The 22,900-nt window shown below is 62.6% G+C and carries 23 protein-coding genes and 2 tRNA genes; 13 read left to right on the top strand and 12 right to left on the bottom strand.

What is annotated here, in order from left to right; translation table 11 throughout:
• Nucleotides 1-3: 3 nt before the first annotated feature.
• The 4 genes from BWR02_RS20795 (at nt 4) to BWR02_RS03685 (ending at nt 5,172) form a co-directional block, all read left to right on the top strand.
• On the top strand, nt 4-1,113 hold the full coding sequence (locus BWR02_RS20795) for a hypothetical protein (RefSeq protein ID WP_162559995.1): 1,110 nt from the start codon (nt 4-6) through the stop codon (nt 1,111-1,113).
• Between the two features lie 58 nt (nt 1,114-1,171).
• A complete protein-coding gene (locus BWR02_RS03695; RefSeq protein ID WP_162559994.1) occupies nt 1,172-3,313 on the top strand; it encodes a glycosyltransferase family 39 protein in 2,142 nt (713 codons plus the stop codon).
• Between the two features lie 253 nt (nt 3,314-3,566).
• Nucleotides 3,567-3,965, top strand: coding sequence for a DUF5335 family protein (locus BWR02_RS03690; RefSeq protein WP_139556398.1), 399 nt, complete (start codon nt 3,567-3,569; stop codon nt 3,963-3,965).
• 19 nt (nt 3,966-3,984) lie between these two features.
• Nucleotides 3,985-5,172: an NAD(P)/FAD-dependent oxidoreductase gene (locus BWR02_RS03685; RefSeq protein WP_139556397.1), complete on the top strand. Its 1,188-nt coding sequence runs from the start codon at nt 3,985-3,987 to the stop codon at nt 5,170-5,172.
• Nucleotides 5,173-5,226: 54 nt separating this feature from the next.
• On the opposite strand, the gene BWR02_RS03680 is transcribed toward BWR02_RS03685, so the two are convergent.
• On the bottom strand, nt 5,227-5,700 hold the full coding sequence (locus BWR02_RS03680) for a c-type cytochrome (RefSeq protein WP_139556396.1): 474 nt from the start codon (nt 5,698-5,700) through the stop codon (nt 5,227-5,229).
• Between the two features lie 47 nt (nt 5,701-5,747).
• The gene (locus BWR02_RS03675; RefSeq protein ID WP_139556395.1) at nt 5,748-6,320 is read right to left on the bottom strand and encodes a c-type cytochrome; all 573 of its coding nucleotides are present in this window, start codon (nt 6,318-6,320) and stop codon (nt 5,748-5,750) included.
• A gap of 195 nt (nt 6,321-6,515) precedes the next feature.
• Here BWR02_RS03675 and coxB point away from each other — a divergent pair, with 195 nt between their 5' ends.
• The 3 genes from coxB (at nt 6,516) to BWR02_RS03660 (ending at nt 10,505) form a co-directional block, all read left to right on the top strand.
• Nucleotides 6,516-7,502, top strand: coding sequence for a cytochrome c oxidase subunit II (coxB, locus tag BWR02_RS03670; RefSeq protein WP_139556394.1), 987 nt, complete (start codon nt 6,516-6,518; stop codon nt 7,500-7,502).
• A gap of 121 nt (nt 7,503-7,623) precedes the next feature.
• The gene (locus tag BWR02_RS03665) at nt 7,624-10,137 is read left to right on the top strand and encodes a cbb3-type cytochrome c oxidase subunit I (RefSeq protein ID WP_139556393.1); all 2,514 of its coding nucleotides are present in this window, start codon (nt 7,624-7,626) and stop codon (nt 10,135-10,137) included.
• Nucleotides 10,134-10,505, top strand: a complete 372-nt coding sequence (locus BWR02_RS03660; RefSeq protein ID WP_139556392.1) for a hypothetical protein — start codon at nt 10,134-10,136, stop codon at nt 10,503-10,505. The genes BWR02_RS03665 and BWR02_RS03660 overlap by 4 nt, the downstream gene beginning before the upstream one ends.
• A 64-nt stretch (nt 10,506-10,569) precedes the next feature.
• On the opposite strand, the gene BWR02_RS21040 is transcribed toward BWR02_RS03660, so the two are convergent.
• The 3 genes from BWR02_RS21040 to BWR02_RS03645 all read right to left on the bottom strand — a co-directional run bounded on the left by BWR02_RS21040 (nt 10,570) and on the right by BWR02_RS03645 (nt 12,246).
• Nucleotides 10,570-10,869, bottom strand: a complete 300-nt coding sequence (locus tag BWR02_RS21040) for a c-type cytochrome (RefSeq protein WP_201276123.1) — start codon at nt 10,867-10,869, stop codon at nt 10,570-10,572.
• A gap of 272 nt (nt 10,870-11,141) precedes the next feature.
• The gene (locus BWR02_RS03650) at nt 11,142-11,600 is read right to left on the bottom strand and encodes a ferritin-like domain-containing protein (RefSeq protein ID WP_139556390.1); all 459 of its coding nucleotides are present in this window, start codon (nt 11,598-11,600) and stop codon (nt 11,142-11,144) included.
• A 115-nt stretch (nt 11,601-11,715) separates the two neighbouring features.
• Nucleotides 11,716-12,246, bottom strand: a complete 531-nt coding sequence (locus BWR02_RS03645) for a DUF697 domain-containing protein (RefSeq protein WP_162559993.1) — start codon at nt 12,244-12,246, stop codon at nt 11,716-11,718.
• 582 nt (nt 12,247-12,828) lie between these two features.
• Between BWR02_RS03645 and cfa the strand changes: the two genes are divergently transcribed.
• The 4 genes from cfa (at nt 12,829) to BWR02_RS03625 (ending at nt 16,214) form a co-directional block, all read left to right on the top strand.
• The gene (cfa, locus tag BWR02_RS03640) at nt 12,829-13,986 is read left to right on the top strand and encodes a cyclopropane fatty acyl phospholipid synthase (RefSeq protein WP_139556388.1); all 1,158 of its coding nucleotides are present in this window, start codon (nt 12,829-12,831) and stop codon (nt 13,984-13,986) included.
• A gap of 31 nt (nt 13,987-14,017) precedes the next feature.
• Nucleotides 14,018-14,755 carry a PRC-barrel domain-containing protein gene (locus BWR02_RS03635; protein ID WP_139556387.1) on the top strand — a complete coding sequence of 246 codons (738 nt, stop codon included), beginning with the start codon at nt 14,018-14,020 and terminating at the stop codon, nt 14,753-14,755.
• A 420-nt stretch (nt 14,756-15,175) separates the two neighbouring features.
• On the top strand, nt 15,176-15,388 hold the full coding sequence (locus tag BWR02_RS03630) for a DUF2934 domain-containing protein (RefSeq protein ID WP_139556386.1): 213 nt from the start codon (nt 15,176-15,178) through the stop codon (nt 15,386-15,388).
• Between the two features lie 124 nt (nt 15,389-15,512).
• Nucleotides 15,513-16,214 carry a Crp/Fnr family transcriptional regulator gene (locus BWR02_RS03625; protein WP_162559992.1) on the top strand — a complete coding sequence of 234 codons (702 nt, stop codon included), beginning with the start codon at nt 15,513-15,515 and terminating at the stop codon, nt 16,212-16,214.
• 63 nt (nt 16,215-16,277) lie between these two features.
• Here the strand turns inward: BWR02_RS03625 and BWR02_RS03620 are convergent, their stop codons facing one another.
• Together BWR02_RS03620 and BWR02_RS03615 are read right to left on the bottom strand one after the other, a co-directional pair.
• A complete protein-coding gene (locus BWR02_RS03620; protein ID WP_139556384.1) occupies nt 16,278-16,478 on the bottom strand; it encodes a dodecin family protein in 201 nt (66 codons plus the stop codon).
• A gap of 680 nt (nt 16,479-17,158) precedes the next feature.
• Complete coding sequence (locus BWR02_RS03615; RefSeq protein ID WP_139556383.1) at nt 17,159-17,395, bottom strand: DUF2934 domain-containing protein; 237 nt, start codon at nt 17,393-17,395, stop codon at nt 17,159-17,161.
• 586 nt (nt 17,396-17,981) lie between these two features.
• Here BWR02_RS03615 and BWR02_RS20790 point away from each other — a divergent pair.
• Nucleotides 17,982-18,146 carry a hypothetical protein gene (locus BWR02_RS20790; RefSeq protein ID WP_162559991.1) on the top strand — a complete coding sequence of 55 codons (165 nt, stop codon included), beginning with the start codon at nt 17,982-17,984 and terminating at the stop codon, nt 18,144-18,146.
• A gap of 587 nt (nt 18,147-18,733) precedes the next feature.
• On the opposite strand, the gene BWR02_RS21035 is transcribed toward BWR02_RS20790, so the two are convergent.
• The 4 genes from BWR02_RS21035 to gltX all read right to left on the bottom strand — a co-directional run bounded on the left by BWR02_RS21035 (nt 18,734) and on the right by gltX (nt 20,626).
• Nucleotides 18,734-18,895 carry a hypothetical protein gene (locus BWR02_RS21035; protein ID WP_201276122.1) on the bottom strand — a complete coding sequence of 54 codons (162 nt, stop codon included), beginning with the start codon at nt 18,893-18,895 and terminating at the stop codon, nt 18,734-18,736.
• A 100-nt stretch (nt 18,896-18,995) separates the two neighbouring features.
• Nucleotides 18,996-19,071: transfer RNA gene (locus BWR02_RS03605), tRNA-Glu, on the bottom strand.
• A gap of 27 nt (nt 19,072-19,098) precedes the next feature.
• A tRNA-Ala gene (locus BWR02_RS03600) sits at nt 19,099-19,174 on the bottom strand.
• Between the two features lie 42 nt (nt 19,175-19,216).
• Nucleotides 19,217-20,626, bottom strand: a complete 1,410-nt coding sequence (gltX, locus tag BWR02_RS03595) for a glutamate--tRNA ligase (protein ID WP_139556382.1) — start codon at nt 20,624-20,626, stop codon at nt 19,217-19,219.
• 546 nt (nt 20,627-21,172) lie between these two features.
• On the opposite strand from gltX, the gene bamJ reads away from it, so the two are divergent.
• The gene (gene bamJ / locus BWR02_RS03590) at nt 21,173-21,895 is read left to right on the top strand and encodes a BamJ family beta-barrel-assembly machinery protein (protein WP_139556381.1); all 723 of its coding nucleotides are present in this window, start codon (nt 21,173-21,175) and stop codon (nt 21,893-21,895) included.
• 84 nt (nt 21,896-21,979) lie between these two features.
• Here the strand turns inward: bamJ and ybgF are convergent, their stop codons facing one another.
• Nucleotides 21,980-22,897 (bottom strand): tol-pal system protein YbgF, encoded by a 918-nt coding sequence (ybgF, locus tag BWR02_RS03585; RefSeq protein WP_139556380.1) that lies wholly within the window; start codon nt 22,895-22,897, stop codon nt 21,980-21,982.
• Nucleotides 22,898-22,900: the final 3 nt, after the last annotated feature.

Below are 22,900 nucleotides of genomic sequence, written 5' to 3'. Positions count from 1 at the left end.
GCGATGCGCCCACAGGCTTTCAATCGCTGGTGGCTGAGCGTCTTTCTCGGCCTTTGCCTGCTGCAGGTGCTGATCGCCGTCATCGCGGATACCTACTGCGTGTTCGGCATCGTCCGCTTTCCGAAGCGCAACTTCGAACCCAATACACGTTTTTTGAAGGTCGAGTACCTGCGGCGGCAACCCCAATACGACGCCTTCATCCTCGGCTCGTCCCGCGCCAGCTTCCTCGAGTCGGCATCCGCGCGCACTGCGTGCGGGTCCGAACACCGTTATTTCAACCTGAGCGCAAGCCTCGAGAATGGCGCTGGCATCCGCCAAAAGCTGGAGTGGCTGACCCGGACCCGCGCCGTTTCGCAGGTCATCATTGCGATCGATTTCGATCTGCAGTCCGTGCTAGGTGACCCGCTCGATCTCCTCAGGCAGGATCACCCGCTCATCAGCGGCGCATCCAACCTGGGTTTCTATGCCAAGTATCTGTTATTCCAGCCCAGGATCCTTTGGATCTTCTTCCAGGGGCATTGGCGCGCGACGTCGTCCGCCCCTTGGGAACGGGGGAACCGGGGTCTTGAACCGCCGCTGTACGCTACCGCTCCGCTGCTCGACGGCGCCCGCCTGTTCGCCACAACCCTGGGGGCGGCGAGAGCGGATCTGAAAGGAGGGCGGGAACGCCGCCTGCCGGCAACCGGGGATGGACGCGAGGAGTTCCGGCGCACCATCGGCATCCTTGAACGTGCGGGGACCCACCGCATCCTGATCGTGCCGCCGTACCGGCTGGACCAGTACGCCAGCTTCAGCATCGATGCGTACACGGAGTGGATGGGCAAGATCGTGGCCGATGCGGGCGAGATCTGGGATTTTTCCGGTTACAACGCCGTGACGCAGGACGCTGGCAACTACGACGACCCATTGCACTTCAATGAAGTCATTGGCGATCGCATCCTACGACGGGTCTGCGGCGCATCTGGCCCGGACGTCGCCGAGCATTTCGGAACGCACGTCACGACGGAGAACATCGCCGCCCACTTGTCGGCGCATAGAACCCAGTACGCCAGCGCTCGAACCGCCATGGCCGGCGGGCTCCTCGGTCCAACGAACAGCAAGGGGCAGCCGTGATGTCCAGCGCGCAGTGGTACGAAAAGCGGCTTCCCGAAGGCAACCCGCCGGTTATTCGATGAACGCTCTCATGCCGCGCATGTCACCCCTGCGAACGTGCCGTCCACTCCAGGACACGGCCGCGATCCTGCTGCTGCCGCTGGCCGCCTTTGTGCTGCTCCGCCTGCCGCCGATCTCGCAGAACAATTTCACCGATGCGATGTACTACCTGGGCTATGCCCATAACTTCGTCGATCTGGTCAATCGCTACGGCTTCATCTACTACGCGGTCCGTTTCGGACCGATTTTCTCCGAGCTCGGTTTCAATGCACTGCCCGGTCTGTTGACCGGTTTTCATGTGCTGCGCTATCTGTTGGCGGTTGCGGTCGGCTTCGCCTTGTATGCGGTGCTTGGGGAACGTTACGGACGTCGGGCTGCCTTGCTCGGGGTAATCGCCTGGACGTTCAGTCCGGTCACGGCGCGCATCCTGCTGTCCACTTATGTCGACTCGACTGCCGTACCCTTTACGATGCTCGGCATGCTGCTGTTGATTCGTGAACACGGCCGATCCGGCGTCTCCGCTTTCATCGCCGGGATCCTGCTTTGCGCCGGCGTCAGCGGCAACGTCTACGCCGGCGTGATGATCGCATTCGGGCTGCCGGCCTACGCCATTCTGAACTGGGGCCAGTCGCTCGCGCGCATCGCCAGGGAACTCGCGACCGTCCTCGCGGGCGCGGTCATGCTGCTGACCGTTTTTACCCTTGTCTACCACGGCTTGTTCGGCGTTCGCTCACTCCTGCAGCCCGTCATCGACATCAGCCTGCGTCTCGCCGGCGGGGATGCCAAGCAATGGACGCGTCCTCCGGGTGAATGGCTGTTCGACTCGCCACATATTTACGCGCCCTTCGTCGTCATGATCGGCAATTTCAGCGTCTGGCGCTGGACACGCGATCGGCTCGCCCTGGCATCCGCGGTTTACCTCACGCTGTTGGTCGCGTTCTATTGGGTCACCGATCTGGCGCTCGACGGGTACTCGCTGTCGTTTTATCCCTATGCCGCCTACTGGCAAGCGGCCTTGATGCTGGCTTTGGGCACAGTGGCGGGATTGGCCGTAAAGCTTGCCGAGACCCGGGACCGAGTTTCAGTGACGGTCGCCGTTGTGCTTGGCCTCGTCGCCGCTCCGTTGGCGTTCAGCCTGACCGGCGCCCAACCCCCGCCCCTGGGCTGGCTGACCGCCGCGGTCGCTGCCGCGCTCGGGCTAATGGTATTGACCAGAACAAGGCCTCGTTTGCGGCCCTTTGCGCTCGCGGGCCTACTCGCCGTCACCACCTTGCTGCAGGCCGGTAGCGGCGTTTACAACGTGTTGCTGGGCAAACCGGAAAGTAACGACCGCGATCTGGTGCGGGTTGCGCTGCAGGTGGCTGATCTGCTGCCGCGCATCGCCGACGATGGCAAGGAACTCGCCTTCTGGTACACACCCGATGCCACGGACCGGCGCCTACAGATGATCCAATCGATCCAGTTGCCCTTCAGTCAGCTGCGACTGAAGGACGCACAACCGATCGCACTCGGGCCGCTCTCACCTGAGGCCCTCGAGTTGCTTCGCAATCCCCAACTCGCGCATCTGGTCATCCTCGACTATTCGCCCGCTCGCGTCGACGCGGCCCTGGCCGAGCTCAACTCGGCCGGGATCCTGTACCGGCTGGCGCAACGACGGCAGTTGCAGTCGGGGGACTTCGGCGCTGTGCTCGCGCATGTGGTGCTCGATCATCCGCCCGCCCCGACCTTGGCGAAGCTTCCGGCCACCAGGCTTCGGGCCGGGCCTGGGGCCACACTGCGTTACGACGCCGACGGTGCGACCTTGACCACAGGCGAGAAATTCTTCGGCTGGGACGCGACGCTGGACCTATCAAAGACCTTTTCGGCTGGCACCGCCGCAACGGTCACCCTGACGCTGAAGCTGACCCACGGTCGGGCCAGCGTGGCGCTGATCGAGCGCGGCTCACCGGATCGCGTGGTGAGCGAAAACATCATCGCGCAGACCGAAACCCCCATATCGGTGGCCGTCCGCGCCCCGGATGCCGGGAAGGTCTCATTGCTGGCAATACGCAATCAGATGTCCGACGGCACACGGGCTGTCGTGCGCATCCAGTCCATCACCCTGCACCAGAATGCAAGCCATACCGTTCCGCAAACCTTCCCTGCTGCGCCGCATCCCTGACCCGCAAACGTGCCCGGTCCCTTGATCGCGCCGCACCGCTCCTGCCGGGCCTCACTCCGGCCTCGACCGCTGGTAATGGCCGGACTCCGCATGGTCCGGCCATCGCGCGGAGACGGAACTCGGTAAACGTACGGATTCTGCACGCTCTGACAGCGTGTTAGCGTGTTGCCTTACGGGATACACCCTAGGGCCGGGGGCCAGTTACGTGGCGCGCCGAATCCGTTCCGACCGATCCCTTCCGCGGAGCCGATCGATGAGATGTGTCGACATCCCTCCAACCGAATGGGCGGACTTCTGCGAGCGCTTCAGCCGGCGCCACCGCGGCCAACTCGCGGCAACCTTCGTCAAAGGAGCTGGTGACACTGCAGCGACGCGCTGCACTGCGCGCGACCTGCCCTTCGCCGCCGTGACCCTCGACCCGAATCAACGCGACATCACGCTGTGCCTGGGCGAGGGAAAGCTGCACATCACCGAATGCGTGCACGAAGTCGCATCCCTCTTCATGCTGGAGGGCGAAAACGGTGCTGAGACCGGGCTTCGGATCGATCGGACAGATGACAGTGGGGTCATGTTGACCATGCACGCCACGGATCTCGGTAATGTGCGCGGCGGTCACGCCAAAGCGCTAACTCCATCACAACCCAGCGCCTGATCGGCCGGGGAGCATTGCCATGTATCACTACCGATATTTGATCATCGGCGGAGGCATGACCGCGGACGCTGCAGTACGCGGCATTCGACAACACGACCCTGACGGGACCGTGGGTATCATCAGCCACGAAGCCCATGCGCCCTACCGACGCCCCCCGCTCTCGAAAGGGCTCTGGCTCGGGAAGTCCCCCGAGTCAATCTGGCTCCGTACCGAGAACCTGGGAATTACCTTGCACCTGGGACAAGTCGCCACCGTGCTCGACCCGACGGCGCATACGGTGACCGACCACAGAGAGGACGTCTATGGCTTCGACAAACTCTTGCTGGCCACGGGGGGTGAACCGCGGCGCCTCCCGGACACCGACGACGGGATCATTTACTTTCGCACCTATGCGGATTATCTGCAGCTGTCCCAGCTCGCCGAGAGACACGACCGTTTCGCCGTCATCGGGGGCGGCTTCATCGGGTCTGAGATCGCCGCAGCGCTGAACCAGATTGGCAAGCACGTCGTGATGGCCTTTCCGGAAGACGGTATCTGCAGTCGTCTGTTCCCGGCAGGCCTCAGTCGCTTCGTCACGGATTACTTTGCGCAGCGCGGTGTATCCATTCTCTCGGGCTGTACCCTAAGCCATTATTCCCGCGTGGGTGAACAGGCCTCCTTGCGATTCCAGCAAAGCGGGGCCGCTCCGGAGCCGCAAATCGAGGCGGATGCGGTCATAGCAGGACTCGGTATCGTGCCGGGCGTCGCGCTGGCCGAGAAGGCCGGTCTGCGAACCGACAACGGGATCGTGGTCGACGAGTGTCTACGGACCAGCGCTCCCGACATCTATGCGGCCGGCGACGTCGCCAACTTCTACAATCCGCTCCTTGGCGAACGACTTCGGGTCGAGCATGAGGACAATGCGCTGACCATGGGCCGGATTGCCGGCGCCAACATGGCCGGTGCAGCAGAACGCTACGACCATCTGCCCTTCTTCTACTCGGATCTGTTCGATCTGGGTTACGAGGCCGTCGGTCGCCTCGACGCCACGGCCGAAACGGTTGAGGACTGGATTCAGCCGTATCGAAAGGGCATCATCTATTACCTGCGCGATGGCCGGGTACGTGGCGTGCTGCTGTGGAACGTCTGGGAACGCGTGCCGGCAGCACGGTCACTGATCGCGGAACCCGGCCCCTTCAGCGCGGCAGACCTCAAGGGCAGGCTGTAGCTTCGGGAATCAGGTTTGTGCCGCCAGGGTGCAGGTATCGACCACCCTGGCGGCTCAATCCAGGCGATACAGATAGGCGGCGATGTCGCGCGCATCCCGCTCGCTGACCCCGAGATTCGGCATCGCGGATCGCGGCGCGATTGCCACAGGGTCTTGCAGCCATCTCAACATGTTGTCGGGCGTGTTGGGCAGCACACCGGCAATGTATTTCCGCCTCGAGATTCCGCCGAGAGAGGGCCCGACCCGGGTCGTCGCGCCGACGATACCGGGGATATGGTGACAGCTGGCACAGCTATACTGCTGCAGCGCAACGACACCGCGGACCGCATCCCCGCCGAGTTCGCGCAACGCGGTCGACTCGCCGCCGCGGCCGCAACTTCCCAGGGCAACAAGTGCCAGGGCGAGCCGTCCCAGACGGAAACCCCTGTCTCCCAGGTTTTCGCTATGTCCCTGGAAACCCGGTACGCGCTCCCCGCGAGGCGCGGAAGTGCCGACGTGCCGCTTGGGCAACCGGGGCGCTTGGGCCATTCCCCACCGGCTCGACAAGCACCGGACCGGCAGCGGACGCCAATGGCTCACCGCAAGCTTCCGCAAGGCGCCGTGAGGGGCACAACGCCCCTCGCCTCCCACTCCAGGGCACGGTACTCATCCGCTGACAGTGATGGCAGTTCGCGCAGGAAGGCGACGATCGCCCAGATCTCCGGATCCGAAAAACGGAATTGCCAGGCCGGCATGCCGGTCATCTTGATGCCGTTCTTGACCACCCAAAAGATCTCCTCCGGCCGCAGGCCCCTGGCGCTTTCAACAAGGTTGGTTGGATGCGGCAACATGCCCTTGCCGGCATCACCCGGCGGTACGCCAGGCGCACCGTGGCACCCGACACAGTGCTTACGAAACAGCATAAAACCGGTGTCGGTCCGCGACGGGTCGGACAGGTCCGCGGGAGGCTCGATTCCCTTGGCCCGCTGGCGAATCGCCTGCGCCAATGCATAGTCCAGAACGGCGTAAACCGGGGACGTGTGCTGATCAACTGCGGCGACGTTGTATAGACCGAAGTAAACGACGAGCCCCGCTCCGATCGCCCCTACGCCACCCAGGAACGCCAGCGCGATGAGTCCGTGAACGAAAAACGGCTTGAATGGCTGCATCGGGGAAATCGCCGGACGAACGTCTAGTCACTCTCTCGGACGCGCAGCGTTGCACCGTTGCGCACGCTAACCGCAGATGAAGGGATTGCACTCCGCGCACGCGGCCCCCGTCAATGCGTGCGATTACGGATTGCGGCGCGGCCCGTCCGCCCATAAGGTGGGATGCCCCCGGCCCGGCAAACTACCCATAGGCCCATGACCCGGCACTCACCCCAGTCCTGGCTCGACGCGCCGACCGATCGGATTCAGTCGGTACTGCACCCACAGACGCCGGTCGCCCAGTTAATCGCCGACCTCGGCTGGGTCATGAGCGTCGGCGCCGTCGTGATCTTCGTTGGCGTAATGGTGCTGGCGGCCTATGCCGTCGCGGGCCGGTACCGGGAACGGGTGGCACGCTTGCGATTCATCGTCGGTGGCGGAATCGCACTCCCGCTCCTGGTGCTATCGGGCCTCCTGACCTATTCGCTCGTCACGGCGAGCCGGATCGTCGAGGTTGACGACACGGGGGCCGTACAGGTGCACGTCATCGGGCATCAGTTCTGGTGGGAAGTGCATTACCTCAAGCCTGATGGCACGATCGATGCCGCCACCGCGAACGAGGTGCACGTTCCCACCGGTCAAGTGGTGCACCTCCAGCTGACGGCCCAGGATGTCATCCATAGTTTCTGGATTCCGAACCTCGCGGGCAAACTCGACATGATCCCCGGCCGCACCAACATGCTCCGGCTCCGCGTCGATCAGCCCGGCACATGGCGTGGGCAGTGCGCCGAATACTGTGGCGCGCAGCACGCCAGGATGGCGTTTCACTTAACGGCTCAACCGCCCGCCGACTTCGCCAACTGGCTAGCCGCGCAGCGGCGGCTTGCCGCGCTACCGAAGGAGCCCTTCCTGCAACGCGGCGAGCACCTGTTCCTGTCCGCTGACTGCGGACAACAGGAATGTTGCGCTGATTGCCATACGATTCGCGGCACCTCGGCCCGGGGCGAGCACGGCCCCGACCTGACGCATGTCGGCAGCCGGCACTGGATCGCTGCAGGCACGTTACCCAACAATGCCGGCACACTCGCCGGATGGATCGCATCGAGTCAACATCTCAAAACGGGCAGTCACATGCCGTCGTTTGACCGCTATTCCGGTGAGGATCTCCGGGCGTTGGCGGGCTATCTCGCGAGCCTAGAATGAGCGACAGTCACGACCTGGCCTTCCTGGGGCACAGCGAGACAGGGCGTGGCGTGGCGCCGGCCCACGGCTGTGGGTGCAACGCGGCTCGTCGGCCGCAAGCGGTCTCTGGCAGGGTATGCTGATGGAATTGCCCAATACGCTGCCGCGGCCCGACGACGAACTCGTTACCCTCGAGCGGGCCTGGCAATTCCCGTCGGGGATCCGTTTCCTGACCGAGGTCAACAACATCTTCGTCGGCCTGGTTTACGTCGGTGCCGCATTCCTGTTCTTTCTGCTCGCCGGCATTCTGGCGCTGCTGATGCGGACCCAACTGGCTGTTCCGGACAATACCCTGCTCGGACCAGAGACCTACAACCAGGTCTTCACGATGCACGGGACGATCATGATGTTCCTGTTTGCGATCCCCGCGGTCGAAGGCATCAGCGTGCTGCTGCTGCCGAATATCCAGGCAGCACGTGACCTGCCGTTTCCGCGACTGTCGGCGTTCGCATTCTGGGCCTATCTCGTCGGCGGCCTGGTGTTCTTCTGCAGCCTGTTTTTCGAGCTCGCGCCGCGTGGCGGGTGGTTCATGTACCCGCCGTTGACGAGTTTCGAATACGATCCAGGCGACAACGCCGATTTCTGGCTGCTCGGCATCGGCTTCATCGAAATCTCCGCCATCGCGGGCGCGGTCGAAATCGTCGTGGGCGTGCTGCTGACCCGCGCACCCGGTATGTCCCTGGACAAGATGCCGGTGTACTGCTGGGCGATGCTGGTGTTCGCGCTGATGGTCATCTTCGCTTTTCCGGCGATGATTGCCGGGACTGCGCTGCTGGAGTTGGAGCGGAGCTTTCACTGGCCATTCTTCGTCGCCGACAAGGGCGGTGACCCGGTGCTGTGGCAGCACCTGTTCTGGTTCTTCGGCCATCCGGACGTCTACATCATTTTCCTGCCGGCGGCAGGCATGGTTTCGATGATCCTGCCGGCCATGGCGCGGACCCCTCTGGTTGGCTATCGGCTGGTGGTGGCCGCGTTGATCGGGACCGGTTTCCTGAGTTTTGGCCTCTGGGTGCATCACATGTATGCCACCGGCATGCCCCAGTTGTCGCTAAGTTACTTCAACGCTGCCAGCATGGCGGTGTCCGTCCCAACCGGGATTCAGATCTTTGCCTGGATCGCGACCATCGCCGCGGGACGCCTGCAGTTCAAGGTGCCCACCTTGTTCATCCTGGGGTTCCTGTTCGTCTTCGTGCTGGGCGGGCTCACCGGCGTCATGCTGGCCGCCGTACCGTTCGACTGGCAGGCCCACGACACCTACTTCGTGGTCGCCCACCTGCACTATGTCGTGTTCGGAGGCATGGTTTTCCCGCTGTTCGCCGCCTTTTACTACTGGATCCCCAGTCTCAGCCGCAGGGCCTTGTCCGAGCGTCTGGGGCGATGGGTCTTCGGCCTGATTTTCGTCGGCTTCAACGTGAGCTTCTTCCCGATGCATATCACCGGCTTGCTGGGCATGCCACGACGCATCTATACCTATCCCGCCGGCATGGGCTGGGACCTTCCCAACCTGCTGTCGACGGTCGGAGCCTTCCTGATCGCCGCCGGCGTGGGGCTGTTTCTGGTCGACCTAATCCGGAACCTCCGGCCGGCAACCACGCGCAGCATCGGCAACATTTGGGACGCCGGTACGCTGGAATGGCTGCCGAACGGCAACTATGCGTCCCGCAGCATTCCCTTCGTAACCAGTCTCGAACCCTTGTGGGATCAGCCGAATCTGGCCGAGGACGTCGCGGCAGGCGCCTACTTCCTCCCCGGCGCTCCCACTGGCTACCGCGAAACCCTCATCACCAGCCCGATTCACGCCCGGCCACTCTATGTGCTGCAGATGCCGGGGCCGAGTTGGGCCGCCCTGATCGCAGCGATTGCCACAGCGGCCTTCTTCCTGCTGTTGACGATCAAATGGCTGATTCCTGCACTGTTCGCCGGCGGCGTGGCACTGATCATGGTGATTCGCTGGCTGTGGACGACCGACCCCGGGCCTTCGCAGCCACCCGTGCCAATCGGTTGCGGCATCATGCTACCGGTCTACATGACCGGTCCCATGTCCCATTCCTGGTGGGCGATGATCGTGCTGGGTCTGGTCTCCGCGACGATGTTTGCCTGCTATGTCTTCTCCTACTTCTACCTCTGGACGGTTTCACCGGGGATGTGGCCCGCTGAGGCGTCCACTCCTGCCAGTGACGCCGAGGTCCTTCGTTCCCTGCTGTGTTTGCTGGGCAGTGCCGCACTGCTCCACTATGCGCAGCACGCCCTGGCCTCGCGGCGACAGCCTCCACCTCGCCTTTGCTTGGCCCTGTCGCTTGCGGTGGCGTTGCTGGTAGGGGCTTTTGTGAGCGACCTCTCCAGTCACTGGGAGTCCGGATTAAGACCCACCGACAGCGCTTATGCAGCCATCGTCTACGTCTTGCTGGCCAATCAGGGGTTTTTTGTCGCGGTGGTCCTCGTCATGGCGTGCTACACGATTGCGCGCTCCGTCGCGGGCCTGCTGAACCACGAGCGGCGGGCGACTTTCGACAACACCCGGCTGTTCTGGCTGTACACGATGCTTCAGGGACTGCTGACCCTGGCCATCCTCCACGGTGCCCCGCGATTCCTATGAGCCACGTTTCGCAGGCGGCCGCCTTCATGCGCACGGCAGTCCGGAGCCTGTCGGGGGTACTGATTTGGGGCTGTCACTTCCTGTTCATTTATGCCACCACGGCGGTCGTCTGCGCCCGAGGATGGGACGCTCAACGCTGGCTCGGCGTCAGCCTGCTCCCCGGAGTCATCGGCGCGGCAACGGTTGCAGCCGGCACCATCGCGGGGTGGATGATCGCCCGGGCCGTTCGCTCCGCGCGGCATCAGCGCACGCAGGACGTCAGCGCACGCTTCGTGGACTGGATCACTGCCGCCCTATGCGCGCTGGCGCTGGTCGCCATCGCCTGGGAGACGCTTCCATTGCTGTTGCTGCCGAATTGCGCCGCATGACGCGCAGTGGCCCAGCCTCGCGCAGCTATTGATGCAGCGCGGCTCGGCGGGCGGATCGCCCGCATCATCGGAGCGTATACAGAAAGGCCGCGATATGGAGCGCCTGGTTTTCGCTCATTTCGACCTTGGGCATCGCGGTTGCTGGATCGACGGCAGGGGGATCGCGCAGCCAGCGCACCATGTTCTCGTGTGTGTTGGCGAGAACCCCGGCCAGATAGGCGCGCTCGGCGATGCGGTCGAGCGGCGGCCCGACGATACCGTCCGCTTCGGAAATTCCCGGGATCACGTGGCAGGCGCCGCAACCGAAAGACCGCACCAGTGCGCGACCCTGAACGGGATCGCCCGCACTAGGACTGGCATTCACGGTTTTAAGGTTGGAAGCGGTGGCCGCGCAAGCTGCGAAGACTGCCAACACAACGGCTGGCGCATACCCCGCCCGGCGACCGCAACCAATCGCCAGTTGACCAGCGTGAACCCGAAACCCAAAACCCGGCCGACAGCCCTCATTCCCGCGTCGGCGCGGCGCATCGCTGGTGCGCTTAGACCCGTTACCGGAGGAGCGCGAAGCACTCTGTCTGAGTTCTGAGAACGGGCCACCTGATCGGGGTCGCTCATGACCGGCTGCTGCGACGTCCATCAAGCGCCGACCGGAAGCCCGTTGGCCTGCCGCAGCATCTTGTCCACCTCGCTCAGATGTTGGCATTCGGCGGCGATCTTCTGGCGAGCGAACTCCTCCAGCATCACGTTCCGACCCTGAACGAGTTCCAGCAATTGCTCATACAGGCCTATCGCGGCCCGTTCGTGTTCCAGCGATTCGCGGAGGATATCGCCGAGATCATGGTGATGTGTCTCCAGCAATTCCCCGATGCCCAGCGATGGGTGTCCGCCAAGCGCGGTGATCAGTTCTCCGATCTCCTGGGCATGCAGCAGCGATTCATCGGCCTGCCCGCGTAACCAGCCAACCACGGGGATGCGACTGTAGCCGAAAACCATGAAGGAGTAGTGCATGTAGCGCACTACGCCGGCGAGTTCGGACTCGAGGATTTGGTTCAGCGTCGCAATGACTTCGCTGCGCTCGATTCGATTCCCCGCCATCTGGACCTCCCGCTCTCTCTGGATTACGCCCGCTTCAGGTCAGAAACAACAACCGGCGGCAAGGGCCCCGCCTGCTATTCATGGAACAGGATCCAGGCCTGGCCGGGCTGTGGTCTCATCCTTTATCCCGGCTTGCGACAGGCGGCTGTAGTGACAGTGATGGCGGTAGTCCACCGACGGTCGAGCTCTCCGAACGCCAGGCACCCGCATCGAGGTGTTCCAGGAACAGCCAGCCTAACGCGTAGGTAACGGCCATGGCCATGACGGGTCGCGTGACCCGCATCGTCGTGGGCGACACGGCGGGCAGATATTGCCTCGCATAATCAATCATATAGACCGACAGCCACTCGGTATGGGCACCGCCGAGCACGGCGGCCATGATCGTCTTCATCTTGTGCTCCGTCACTTCGACACCGTACAGCTCGAACAACTCGGCCAGCATTTTTCCGACCAGACCGCCGATGACCACTTGGTCGAAGAAGGGGAAAGGGACCAGGCCAACGCCGCCAGCCCATGCCATGTGGCGATAGACGATACGCCAGGCGTACCGTCTGCGCTCGGGGCGCGCCAGGGCCAGCTTTCCCTTCTTGCCCAGTCTCGCCGCGATCTTTTTCGCCTTACCTTGATCGTCTCGCGCGGACGTCATGCCGAACCTCATCAATACCCGCTAGTCAGCGGCAGACCCGACCCGCCGCCACGCCTCAAGGGCGCCGCCCGTCCGGGACAGCGGCACGGCATCAGAAAGTCACCATATCAGGCGTCAAGTCCTGACGACATACGTGCGACTACCGACGGCAATCGTACGCATTGGCGGCGTCCCGAAAGCGTGTAATGAATTATTCCGTGCGGTGGGCGGCAATAGCGGGAACGACGGGAAGATCTCCTCTAGATGCCCCCGGATCGACCATCGTTCCCTCGGGTCGTCTCCGCGCCGACAAGCGACACACCTCCCGGCAGTGGCCCGGAGTGTTCGCGACGGTGGGTCAACGGACTCGGGCCCATGCGGCTGGATCGTCGGTAAGCAGGCAGAACCTGGCCGCCTCCGCCGCAAACACCGATGGCCAGCGATCAATGACATTTGTCAATGCAGACGGGCTCGGACCGGTGGATTCTGCGAAACAGGGACGTACCGTTCGCGCACCAGTCGTTGACGATGACGTGTTGGACCGTCACGCCACGATCAGCCGAAACGGCCGCCTGCTCAATGGCGTAATCAGGAGGGCTTTCCATGGCCGCGCATAGCCTTCGCCCGCTGGAGCGACAGCGCACGAAACGAGACCACGCCCGAAAGCTCGTTGAGGAATTGCTCGCACGTGCCGACGTGAGACCCCAAGGCAACCGTCCTTGGGACATCCAGGTGAATGATGAACGCTTCTACAACCGCGTCCATGCCCAGGGGTCTCTGGGCCTGGGCGAGAGCTACGTGGACGGGTGGTGGGAATGCACATCCCCTGACCAATTGATTTTCCGCCTTTTGGAAAGCGGCGCAGCCGGATCGGTCCGGCCCTGGATCGAGCGTCTGGGCGACCTCAAGGCAAAGGTGTTGAACCTCCAGAATCCGGCCCGCGCATACGTCATCGGCGAGCAACACTACGATATCGGCAACGATCTGTACCAGTCCATGCTTGACCGCAGGATGATCTACAGCTGTGCCTACTGGCGTAACGCCGAGAGTCTGGACACGGCGCAGGAAGCGAAGCTGGATCTGATCTGCCGGAAACTTGGCCTGGAATCGGGGATGCGTGTCCTCGATATCGGCTGCGGTTGGGGTGGAGCGGCGCAATTTGCAGCCGAGCGCTACGGGGTCGAGGTGGTGGGCATCACCGTCTCCCAGGCGCAGCATCAGGTCGCCCAGCAGCGGTGCCGAGGATTGCCCGTGTCGATACGGCTGCAGGACTACCGGCAACTGCAGGGACGATTCGACCGGATTTTCTCGATCGGCATGTTCGAACACGTTGGCCACAAGAACTATGCGACCTATCTCCGGATCGCCCGGGACTGTCTGGCACCCGACGGCCTTTTTCTGCTGCATACCATCGGCGCGAATCGATCCGCTGCGGCAGGCAATCCCTGGGTCGAGAAATACATCTTCCCCAACTCGATGCTGCCCTCCGCATCCCAGATCACCTCGGCCGCCGAGGGGCTATTCACGCTTGAAGACTGGCATTGCTTCGGGCCCGACTACGACCGCACGTTAATGCACTGGTGGCAAAACTGCGCAACGCACCGCCGCGAAATCGAGGCGCGTTATGGAGAGCGCTTTCTGCGAATGTGGCGCTACTACCTGCTCAGCTTTGCAGGCGCTTTCCGGGCCCGGCACACCCAATTGTGGCAGCTCACGCTTTCCCCGCTCGGCTCTGCCATCGCCCATCGCATCGACCGCTAATTGCCACCCTGACCACGTCGCCCCCAACACCATGAATCAACTCCGTAGGTTGCGAGAACTGACCGGCTACAGTCTGCTGGCCGAGGACGGCATCATCGGCAATGTGGTCAAGGTCTATTTTGATGATCAGGACTGGGGGGTGCGCTATTTTGTCGTGCGCATGGGAAGCTGGGTGTTCGGGCGGGAGGTGCTTCTCCCACCGGCAACAGTCAGAGAAACGCTTGCGGACGCCCACTGCCTGGACGTGGCGTTGAGTTGCCGCCAGATCGAAAGCGCCCCCTTGGCCGAAACACGCCCGCCCGTCTCAGCCCATTACGAGCAGCAGTATGAGCGCTTCGTCAGTTCCCCGCCCTATCGGGTGGCAACGCCCGATTGGGGTTTGTTCCAACCTCGTGAAGCGGCAACGGAACACCTCGATGCGCCGGTAAAGCCGGCCCATCCACACCTGCGCGACAGTGCAGAACTCAAGGGCTATCACATCCATGCCCAAGACGGCGACATCGGTCATGTCGAGGATTTCATTCTGGAAGAGCCCGACTGGAAGATCCGGTTCCTGGAAGTTGCCACCCGCAACTGGCTCCCGGGCAAGCACGTGCTGATCGCGCCGATGTGGATACTCGGAGTCGACTGGGGCTTCCGCCACGTGACGGTCGACCTGAGCCGGGAATCAATCCGAACCGCGCCACCCTATGATCGAAACAGGGCCATCAGCCCAGCCGACCAGGCCGCTCTCGATGCGCATTATGGAAAGCGCTCGGTCGACGGATGAGCCAGGACGCGCGGAGGTCCGCTTCGGGCGCGCGAGATCCCGATCGACGCCCAGCCTGCACGCCGTGATGAACGGGTTCCACCTCCCTCCCCGCGGTCTCCGGGGCTGCGTGGGACGGCCGGTTCACAAGACACGAGATGCGCCCGGTCCGGGCGCGCATTCGTGATACGGCCCCGAACGCCTTCTTCCTTGGATCTACCTCCCAAGCCGGATGGCACCGCTTCTCTGGACAGGGACGTCCTCGGCCAACCGGCGGTGCCGATCTGACAACTAGGCTGCTTTATCTAGGTAAGTACACGGATTTCAGCCGCACTGAGCGTCCGGTAGGCTCTTGGAAAGCGCCATCGAGCCCGCTGGTCCCCGCAGACCTTTGGCTCTGATGCACGATCCACACCCCACAGCGGAATTCGGAGACACCCTATGGCTGCGCAGAAAGCAATCGCAAACCCTATCCAATTCACGTCACCTCCTCCCCAGGAGGAAAGCGCCCAGTCGGCAGAGGCGTGCCGCGAACTACGGATCGCCGCTCTGGCTTATCGAAAATCCGAGGCACGGGGATTCGAAGCCGGCCATGAACTCGATGACTGGCTGGCGGCCGAACGAGAGGTCGACCAGCACGAGTGCGCATCGTAGCACCGCGTCACGTCGTCATCGCCACGACCGCGATGTCCCTGAACTCCAGGCAGGAGTCCAAGCGCTTCCGGCCGAGATCGATTGTCCGAGGTAACTCATGCTTTGCTGCGCAACAGCAACCCAGATGCGCCTGGAAGGTGGCCGCGCTGGAACTACTCTGGCTCTTCCACAGCAGCCGACCAAGGGTACGGACCGCATCGCTCTGCGGGCCATGGCCCGCAGCGCACGGCGCTGTTGGTACCCTCCCCGTTCCGTGATCATCACACAGGGCGACACGGCACATTCCGCCTTCTTCATCCGCCGAGGCCTGGTCAAACTGATTGCGACCCGACCCGAGGGACGGGAGAGGATCGTACGCCTGCTTGGACGCGGCGGATGGATCGGACTGGGCGGACTGCTCAATCCAATGACCGAACACGCTGCAATTGCCGTGGGACCGGTCGAGGCTTACCGTCTCTCGCTGACCCGGCTCCGCCGGCTCAAGCAGACTCACCCAGACCTGTACTGCCGCTTGACCGAGACTTGGTATGAGTGTTTGCAGGACGCCGACCTGTGGCTTACGCAGTTCTGCTGTGGTCCGGTCAGGGCAAGGGTCGCGCGCTTGGTCAATTTCCTGGCCTGCATGCACGGGAGCGAACGCTCGTCCGAAGTGGAACTGCTGACCTGCGACGAGATGGCCGGTATCCTGGCGGTCACTCCGGAAAGCGTGAGCCGCACCCTGGCGCAGTTCAAACGCAGTGGCATCCTAAGCGCAGAGCGAAGCCGCAGCCATGTGGTCCGCTATCGGCGAGATGCTCTGGCTTTGCAGGCCCTGGCCAACGACTAAGGTTGTGCCAAGGGCAAGAGGTGATTTGGGGTGGCGCCGGTCACCAGCCGGCGCGCTGCGCCACTACTCGAGTTCAAACGTGATCTTGGCATTGATTCGGTAAGCCGTAATCCGGCCGTCCGCAACCTTGGCCTCCATTTCCTTGACGTAAATCGAGCGGATGTTGCGCAGTGTCTGGGCCGCCTTGTCGATGCCGCTCTGGGCCGCATCTTCCCAGCTTTTCTCCGACTCCGCGAGAATCTCGACCACTTTCAGTACGCTCATGACACATTACCCCTCTGAATCCGCGTTACAAACCATTGGAGCTGCGCGGATAGCCGCGATCGCCGGGCCTCAGGCCCTGCGGGCTCCAATGCCGTCACGATAATGCGTGCCAGCCGTGTCTGACATTGACGAAACTCAATCTGGGCGTAAGGGAACGTTACGGGTTGCGCAAGCGGATTCATTGCCGAGCTTCAAAGCGAAACGCCACCGAGCATCGATATCCGGCGGCTCCGGGACCGACATTTCGAAGTCGAGTTCGTCGTCCGGCTTTTCAGCGATGACAAAGAACAGCGTATACGCCTGTCTCGTCTCATCGCATGGCAACGCGGACTTCGTCGGCGGCAACATCCGCGCAGCCCGCTACGAGCGAGGCGAAGCTATTAGGTGGACGCATCCGTGCGGGACACCGAAGAGGGTCCATGCCGCGGCTTCAGTCGATAACGAACAATCCCACGCCGGATTTGCGGCTGGCAACGTTGCCACCGTGATAGTCAGGAGCCAAGACAAAAAGGGATGAACAATCATGTCGTCCGGTTTGGGGACGATCGGCCCGGGACCCAATCAGGCTCTCACGCATGACCTCGCATCGAGTCCCCGGGCCGTTAGTCTTCATCCGCAATTGTGCCGCGGGGGCGCTTCCACGGGATGGACCCGGAAGGTGGCTGCGCCCCGCAGTCACGTCAATCCCTGAGTACGTTCGGTGTGCGGCCCCTGTCGAAAACGGAATCCACTTCGTGCTCGGCCGCCAGCCAGTCTTCCTGTTCATGCCCCGGTTCGAACCCTCTCCGCGCGGCCCGCGCATAGGCTACTCGCGCAATCCTGGCTTCGCGCGTCAAGCGCCTGGCAAGTTCGATACTCAGCTGCGAACTCTGCCGCTGCAACCATTCAGCTGCTTTGCTTCCGGTCTCCACGCTCATGCTTTACCTCCAGCGAATCTTGATTGAAACACTTCGCGTCCAGCCCCCCGTTCTAATGAACGCTCCTGCTTCCCTACCCGCTGTCGGGCGAACGGACAGATAAAGTTACCGCCTCGGCAACGGCCTCGCTATCCGTACCACTACGGAGTGAGTCCTGAAGCTTAAGGAGTACACGGAAGTCCAGATGCCCAACGCCCGACGGACGAGCCTTTCGGGGACACAGGCCCTGCCATCGAACCGTCTTCAGCACCGAGACGTGCTGACGGATTCATTCCGACACTGCGGATACTCCTTCTCGCGATCTCTTTCGCCCTCCGTGTTCCCTACGAATCCAACCAACCTGTTAGATATTCCAGTTGACTCAGGGCCTGGCCGAATTTCTGATCGGCAGGCATTCGCTTACCCATATGCGGATTCTCCCGAGTGACGGACCTGTTTCTTCTCCGCTACCATCAAGCACCTTACCGGAAGCTGACGGATCGAGAATTTCGATCGACTGTCAATGACGGCGCCATCCCCCCAAGGCTCACCGTCTGCGAACGGCTTTCGGTACCCAGCAACTCGGCATGACCCCTTAAGGCGCACCATGGGCACCAGAACCAACCCGGACTCCCTGGATGATCTCCCGGATGAACTTTTCGCCGATTTCGGAAAGCTTGACGACAAAGATTACGGGGCGGCCAAGCTGTGGCCGTGCGATGCATTCGACGCGGAGACCGAACACGATCCAATCAGCAGCGGCGACCGCTAGTAATCTGGTGACCAGGGCGTTTCGCCCGTTAATGCGAGCCCGCATCGTAAGGGCTGGTCGATATCCTGCGGTTCCTGGCGATGCTCTGCTGCTTCCCTTTTGCGCTGCTGGTCTGGCTGAGCAACCTCACAGCACCCAGATGCCCGGGTTGTCGGCATCTCATGCGAGAGCATCGATAACGCCCGAGCGCCAGAGCGGTTGTAGGCCGAATGAGGCATCCTTATCCCCAAACTTGTCCGGCTTTTCCTGGATTTACCCGTTTGAAATGCAGGGCAAACCAAGGGCTCGTAAGCGTCGCAAGGAGGAGTGATTGCGCGAACCGTTGAGCGCACCTCGCATGGACCGTACCCTGGAGCGACGATAATGAGCCCTGCCCGCTCGCTACGGCTTCCTTACGCGAGTCGAGCTTCAGCAAGGCGAAACTGGCGGCAGGTGAGTGCTCTGTCCACTACACGCGGGCATGCGCCCGCCCGAGCACATCATTTAAGGAATAGAGACTCGGACTGGGACAATCGCGAAGCGACGGCTTGCCATGGAAACCGCCCCAACACCGCCATCAGCGACTGGGGGAGATCAACCGACGGTGGCTACTTGTCGGTGGACGGCGATTCCTTGGCGCGATCTTCGATGCTCTTGCCCAGGTGCTGCAAATCCTTGCCGAAACCGGACCAGGTATTGCAGGCGGTCATGGGCAGGAAGAAAACCAGCCAGATGGAGAATTTCAGCAGAGTCCGAGCAATCGATGCCATCGTGCAGGCAACCTCGAAGCAGCTGGAAAATCGCGTCAGAATGGGCTCACCCCATCTGCCCGAAAACGACTCGATGCGCCGATCAAGCCGTCTTTGTCATTGGCGTCCCCAGGGGGATTCGAACCCCCGTCGCCGCCGTGAAAGGGCGGTGTCCTGGGCCTCTAGACGATGGGGACAGGAACGGATACTTACGCGGTTGAGGATGGTGGAGCCAGGGAGGATCGAACTCCCGACCTCAACAATGCCATTGTTGCGCTCTCCCAGCTGAGCTATGGCCCCAGCCGCGTAAGCCGTGCATTATAGCAGCCTCGCTGGACTTGTCTACCCCAAACCAAGCGCCCGAACGAATTCCCTGGCCCGGTCGATGCGACACAGCGTCTTCTCGCGGCCCAGCAATTCCACCGTCACATCGATCGGCGGCGATACACTCGTCCCTGTCACGGCGACACGCAACGGTTGGGCCACACTGCCAAGTTTTACGCCCAGGTCCTCGGCCGTCGAGGCCAGCACCCCATGTATGGCCTCGCGCTGCCAGTCCGACAGATCCGAAAGCGCCGCCCGCAACGCCTCCAACACCCGCGGCGCGTCGCCGGCGAAATTCTTCTGCGCGGCCTTCTCGTCGTACGCGGCGAAATCGCGGTAGAAGAACGCGCTGTGCCTGGCCATGTCGACCAGGGTCTTGCAGCGTTCGCGCTGTGCCTTGACGATCTCGACCGGATCAGGGCCGTCGGTCGGATCGATGCCCAGCTGACCCAGATGCCAACGCAGATGATGGGCGACATGCAAGGGGTCGCCGTGCATCAGGTAGTGATGGTTCAGCCACAGCAGCTTGTCGGGATTGAAGCTCGAAGCCGAATGGTTGATCTGCCCCAGGTCGAACAGTTCGATCATCTCGTCGACCGAGAACACTTCCTGATCGCCATGAGACCAGCCCAGACGCACCAGATAGTTCAGCACCGCCTCCGGCAGATAACCGTCGTCCCGGTATTGCATCACGCTAACCGCACCATGGCGCTTCGACAGGCGCGAGCCGTCCGCGCCGAGAATCATCGGCACATGCGCATACCGCGGCAGCGGCGCACCCAATGCCGCCAAAATGTTCATCTGGCGTGGCGTATTGCTGAGGTGGTCATCACCCCGAATGACATGCGTGATGCCCATGTCGAGATCGTCCACGACGACGGTGAAATTGTAGGTCGGTGTCCCGTCCGAGCGCGCGATGATCAGATCGTCGAGTTCGGCATTCGAGACCAGCACCTGGCCGCGCACCATATCCTCGATGGTAACCTGACCTTCGTCAGGATTGCGGAACCGCACCACGGGTTCGACGCCCGGGCGCGGCTCGCTGCGGTTGCGGCAGCGTCCATCGTAACGGGGTTTCTCCTTGCGGGCCATCTGATCCGCCCGCATGGCATCCAGTTCCTCCCTGGTGCAGTAGCATTTGTAGGCCTTGCCCTCATCGAGCAACTGTTGTGTGACCTGGCGATACCGGTCGAAGCGTTCCGTCTGGTAAAACGGCCCTTCGTCGTACTCCAGTCCGAGCCACGTCATCCCTTCAAGAATCGCATTGACCGACTCGGCGGTTGACCGCTCCAGATCGGTGTCCTCGATGCGAAGCACGAAGGTCCCGCCATGCCGGCGTGCATAAAGCCAGGAGAATAACGCGGTTCGCGCCCCACCGATGTGGAGATAACCCGTCGGACTGGGGGCGAATCGAGTGCGTATCGTCATTGTTACGGATCCTGCGATGGTAGGGTCAGCTCGGCACGCTCATCCGCTTCTGGGCATGAGGCGATAGCCAGTGCGTCGGAACGGCGCCGCTATCGGGATATCCCACGCGTTGAGCGCAAAACGCGATAGCTGCGACCGAGATACGGGCTGCACTGCAGCAGTCGGTGGCGAAGACATCGGGCCTCGCGGGCTCCGTGCGTCGCCGCCGGGTCAAAGCCAGCGCGGATGATGTCCGCTTTGGGCCGATCGATCAAGGGGGAGTTGAGTCCGAAGGCCCGACCCAGGAACAGAGGGACCCCTGTTTTCAACGTTGCCCGTTCTCTGCGGAGCGTCGGACACCGTTCCAATCCAGTATCGCCCGCAAGGCTCGGCCCAGCGAGCCGATGAGTGCACGCTGCGGCACATCCTGCGACAATGTTGCGCCGCGCTGGGCGCTGGCGACAACAGGGAGGAGTCCTTGCGAAGGTCTCGATCCCCACCATGCCGCGCTCGCGACAGGAAGCCAAGGAATCCTTTACCCACATGCCCACTACTGAAGGAGCAAGAATGAAACATGTTCTGACCGTCACGGCCTCGATCATCGGGCTCACCGGCGTGGCTTATGCCGACGAGGCCGCATTCAAGGACGAAAAGGACCGCGTGAGCTACAGCATTGGCCACCAGATCGGCGGCGACTTCAAGAAGCAGGGCGTCGAGGTAAATCCCGAGGTCTTCACGAAAGGCATTCAGGATGCCATGTCCGGCGCTAAATCCGCCATGACCGATGAAGCCATGGCCAAGACGATGGCCGATCTGCGGAAGAGCCTGACCGAGAAGGCGCAAGCCGCGCAAAAGGAAGCCGGCGACAAGAATCTGAAGGCTGGCCAGACCTTCCTTGACGAAAATGCCAAGAAGCCCGGCGTTGTGAAGCTGCCCAGCGGTCTGCAGTATCTCGTCGTCACGGAAGGCAAAGGTCCGAAACCCAAGGCCAGCGACACCGTGAAAGTGCATTACAAGGGAACGCTGACGGATGGCACGGAATTCGACAGCTCGTACAAGCGGGGCGAGCCGGCCTCGTTCCGTGTGGATCAGGTCATCAAGGGCTGGACGGAAGGCCTGCAGTTGATGGGCGAAGGTTCGAAGTGGCAGCTCTTCATCCCGGCCGCTCTGGCCTATGGCGAAGCGGGCGTCGGACCAATCCCGCCGAACAGCACGCTGGTGTTCGAGGTGGAGTTGCTCGGCATCGAAAAGCCGGCCGCCGAAGCCAAGGCGAAACCGAAAAAGAAGTAAGAACACACGGACGGGGTCTCGGCCCGGTCCCCATAACCGGCGGCGCGTCCTCGACGGCCGCCGGTTACCCCAATCATCGCTCGGCTATCGCCCTTCCTGCTGCATCCGCTCGAGCCGCTTTTCCGCCAGCTTTGCGGCGCTGGAGTTCGGATAAGTCCGCATGACCTCGCTCAGCGTCGCGCGAGCCTGCGCGTACTGCCCGATGTCGTAGTCGATGAAGCCGAGCTTCAGCATGGCGTCGGCGACTTTCGAACTCTGCGGATAACTCTTGATGACCGTGTCGAAGGCGCTGCGCGCCGCCGCTGGGTCTTTCGTCACGTAAAAAGCTTCAGCCAGCCAGTACTGCGCGTTGTCGGAATATTCCCCACTCGGGTATGCCGTCAGGAATGCCTTAAGCTCCCGTATGGCCTCCGGATAGCGGCCTTCCTTCAGAATTCCGAAAGCCTTCTGGTAAGCCGCTTCCCGCGGTGCGACGGCGGGCGGAGCCGCTGCAGTCTGCGCAGCGGCCGGATCGGCAGGCGCTGTCCCGGGAGGCGGAGCCTGCCCCGGAACTGCTGCCGCCGGATCGGTCGGCTGCCCAGGTATCGGCGCGCTGCCGTCGCCGGGCACCGTGCCGGGCGCCGTAGCGGGAGCGGGCGGAGTCAGCGCCTGAACCTGAGTCTGCAGATCGGTCTGCGCCTTGCCGAATTGCTGCAGCTTCGCTTCCAGATCGGCGAACTCCTCCTTCTGCAACTTTTTGACCCGCGCGATTTCGTTGGTCGCTTTCTCGAGTTCACCGCGCAGCCGCTGTACCTCGGACTGCAGCCGATCGACTTGTTCATTGATGCCGCTCAGGGCTTGGCCGGAGAGTTTCTTCTCGAGCTTTTCCACGCGGCGCTCGAGCGTATCGACCCCGTACCCGGCAGCACGATCGTACACGTCGTAAGGTTCCGCTGCCCGGAGGGCACCGGCCTGCATCGCCAGACCCAGCCCCGCCACTACCACGATCAGGTATCCACGCATCGC

Origin of the sequence: Methylotetracoccus oryzae, from assembly GCF_006175985.1 — a bacterium.
GTDB classification, from domain to species: domain Bacteria; phylum Pseudomonadota; class Gammaproteobacteria; order Methylococcales; family Methylococcaceae; genus Methylotetracoccus; species Methylotetracoccus oryzae.
The sequence above is the reverse complement of the archived record's forward strand: the minus strand, read 5'-3'. Positions and strand labels throughout refer to the sequence as shown.

What these genes read in the sequence shown, in the direction of transcription:
- BWR02_RS20795 (WP_162559995.1), top strand. Translation starts at nt 4, where the DNA reads ATGCGCCCACAGGCTTTCAATCGCTGGTGGCTGAGCGTCTTTCTCGGC.
- BWR02_RS03695 (WP_162559994.1), top strand. Translation starts at nt 1,172, where the DNA reads ATGAACGCTCTCATGCCGCGCATGTCACCCCTGCGAACGTGCCGTCCA.
- BWR02_RS03690 (WP_139556398.1), top strand. Translation starts at nt 3,567, where the DNA reads ATGAGATGTGTCGACATCCCTCCAACCGAATGGGCGGACTTCTGCGAG.
- BWR02_RS03685 (WP_139556397.1), top strand. Translation starts at nt 3,985, where the DNA reads ATGTATCACTACCGATATTTGATCATCGGCGGAGGCATGACCGCGGAC.
- BWR02_RS03680 (WP_139556396.1), bottom strand. Translation starts at nt 5,700, where the DNA reads ATGGCCCAAGCGCCCCGGTTGCCCAAGCGGCACGTCGGCACTTCCGCG.
- BWR02_RS03675 (WP_139556395.1), bottom strand. Translation starts at nt 6,320, where the DNA reads ATGCAGCCATTCAAGCCGTTTTTCGTTCACGGACTCATCGCGCTGGCG.
- coxB (WP_139556394.1), top strand. Translation starts at nt 6,516, where the DNA reads ATGACCCGGCACTCACCCCAGTCCTGGCTCGACGCGCCGACCGATCGG.
- BWR02_RS03665 (WP_139556393.1), top strand. Translation starts at nt 7,624, where the DNA reads ATGGAATTGCCCAATACGCTGCCGCGGCCCGACGACGAACTCGTTACC.
- BWR02_RS03660 (WP_139556392.1), top strand. Translation starts at nt 10,134, where the DNA reads ATGAGCCACGTTTCGCAGGCGGCCGCCTTCATGCGCACGGCAGTCCGG.
- BWR02_RS03650 (WP_139556390.1), bottom strand. Translation starts at nt 11,600, where the DNA reads ATGGCGGGGAATCGAATCGAGCGCAGCGAAGTCATTGCGACGCTGAAC.
- BWR02_RS03645 (WP_162559993.1), bottom strand. Translation starts at nt 12,246, where the DNA reads ATGACGTCCGCGCGAGACGATCAAGGTAAGGCGAAAAAGATCGCGGCG.
- cfa (WP_139556388.1), top strand. Translation starts at nt 12,829, where the DNA reads ATGGCCGCGCATAGCCTTCGCCCGCTGGAGCGACAGCGCACGAAACGA.
- BWR02_RS03635 (WP_139556387.1), top strand. Translation starts at nt 14,018, where the DNA reads ATGAATCAACTCCGTAGGTTGCGAGAACTGACCGGCTACAGTCTGCTG.
- BWR02_RS03630 (WP_139556386.1), top strand. Translation starts at nt 15,176, where the DNA reads ATGGCTGCGCAGAAAGCAATCGCAAACCCTATCCAATTCACGTCACCT.
- BWR02_RS03625 (WP_162559992.1), top strand. Translation starts at nt 15,513, where the DNA reads ATGCGCCTGGAAGGTGGCCGCGCTGGAACTACTCTGGCTCTTCCACAG.
- BWR02_RS03620 (WP_139556384.1), bottom strand. Translation starts at nt 16,478, where the DNA reads ATGAGCGTACTGAAAGTGGTCGAGATTCTCGCGGAGTCGGAGAAAAGC.
- BWR02_RS03615 (WP_139556383.1), bottom strand. Translation starts at nt 17,395, where the DNA reads ATGAGCGTGGAGACCGGAAGCAAAGCAGCTGAATGGTTGCAGCGGCAG.
- BWR02_RS20790 (WP_162559991.1), top strand. Translation starts at nt 17,982, where the DNA reads ATGGGCACCAGAACCAACCCGGACTCCCTGGATGATCTCCCGGATGAA.
- BWR02_RS21035 (WP_201276122.1), bottom strand. Translation starts at nt 18,895, where the DNA reads ATGGCATCGATTGCTCGGACTCTGCTGAAATTCTCCATCTGGCTGGTT.
- gltX (WP_139556382.1), bottom strand. Translation starts at nt 20,626, where the DNA reads ATGACGATACGCACTCGATTCGCCCCCAGTCCGACGGGTTATCTCCAC.
- bamJ (WP_139556381.1), top strand. Translation starts at nt 21,173, where the DNA reads ATGAAACATGTTCTGACCGTCACGGCCTCGATCATCGGGCTCACCGGC.
- ybgF (WP_139556380.1), bottom strand. Translation starts at nt 22,897, where the DNA reads ATGCGTGGATACCTGATCGTGGTAGTGGCGGGGCTGGGTCTGGCGATG.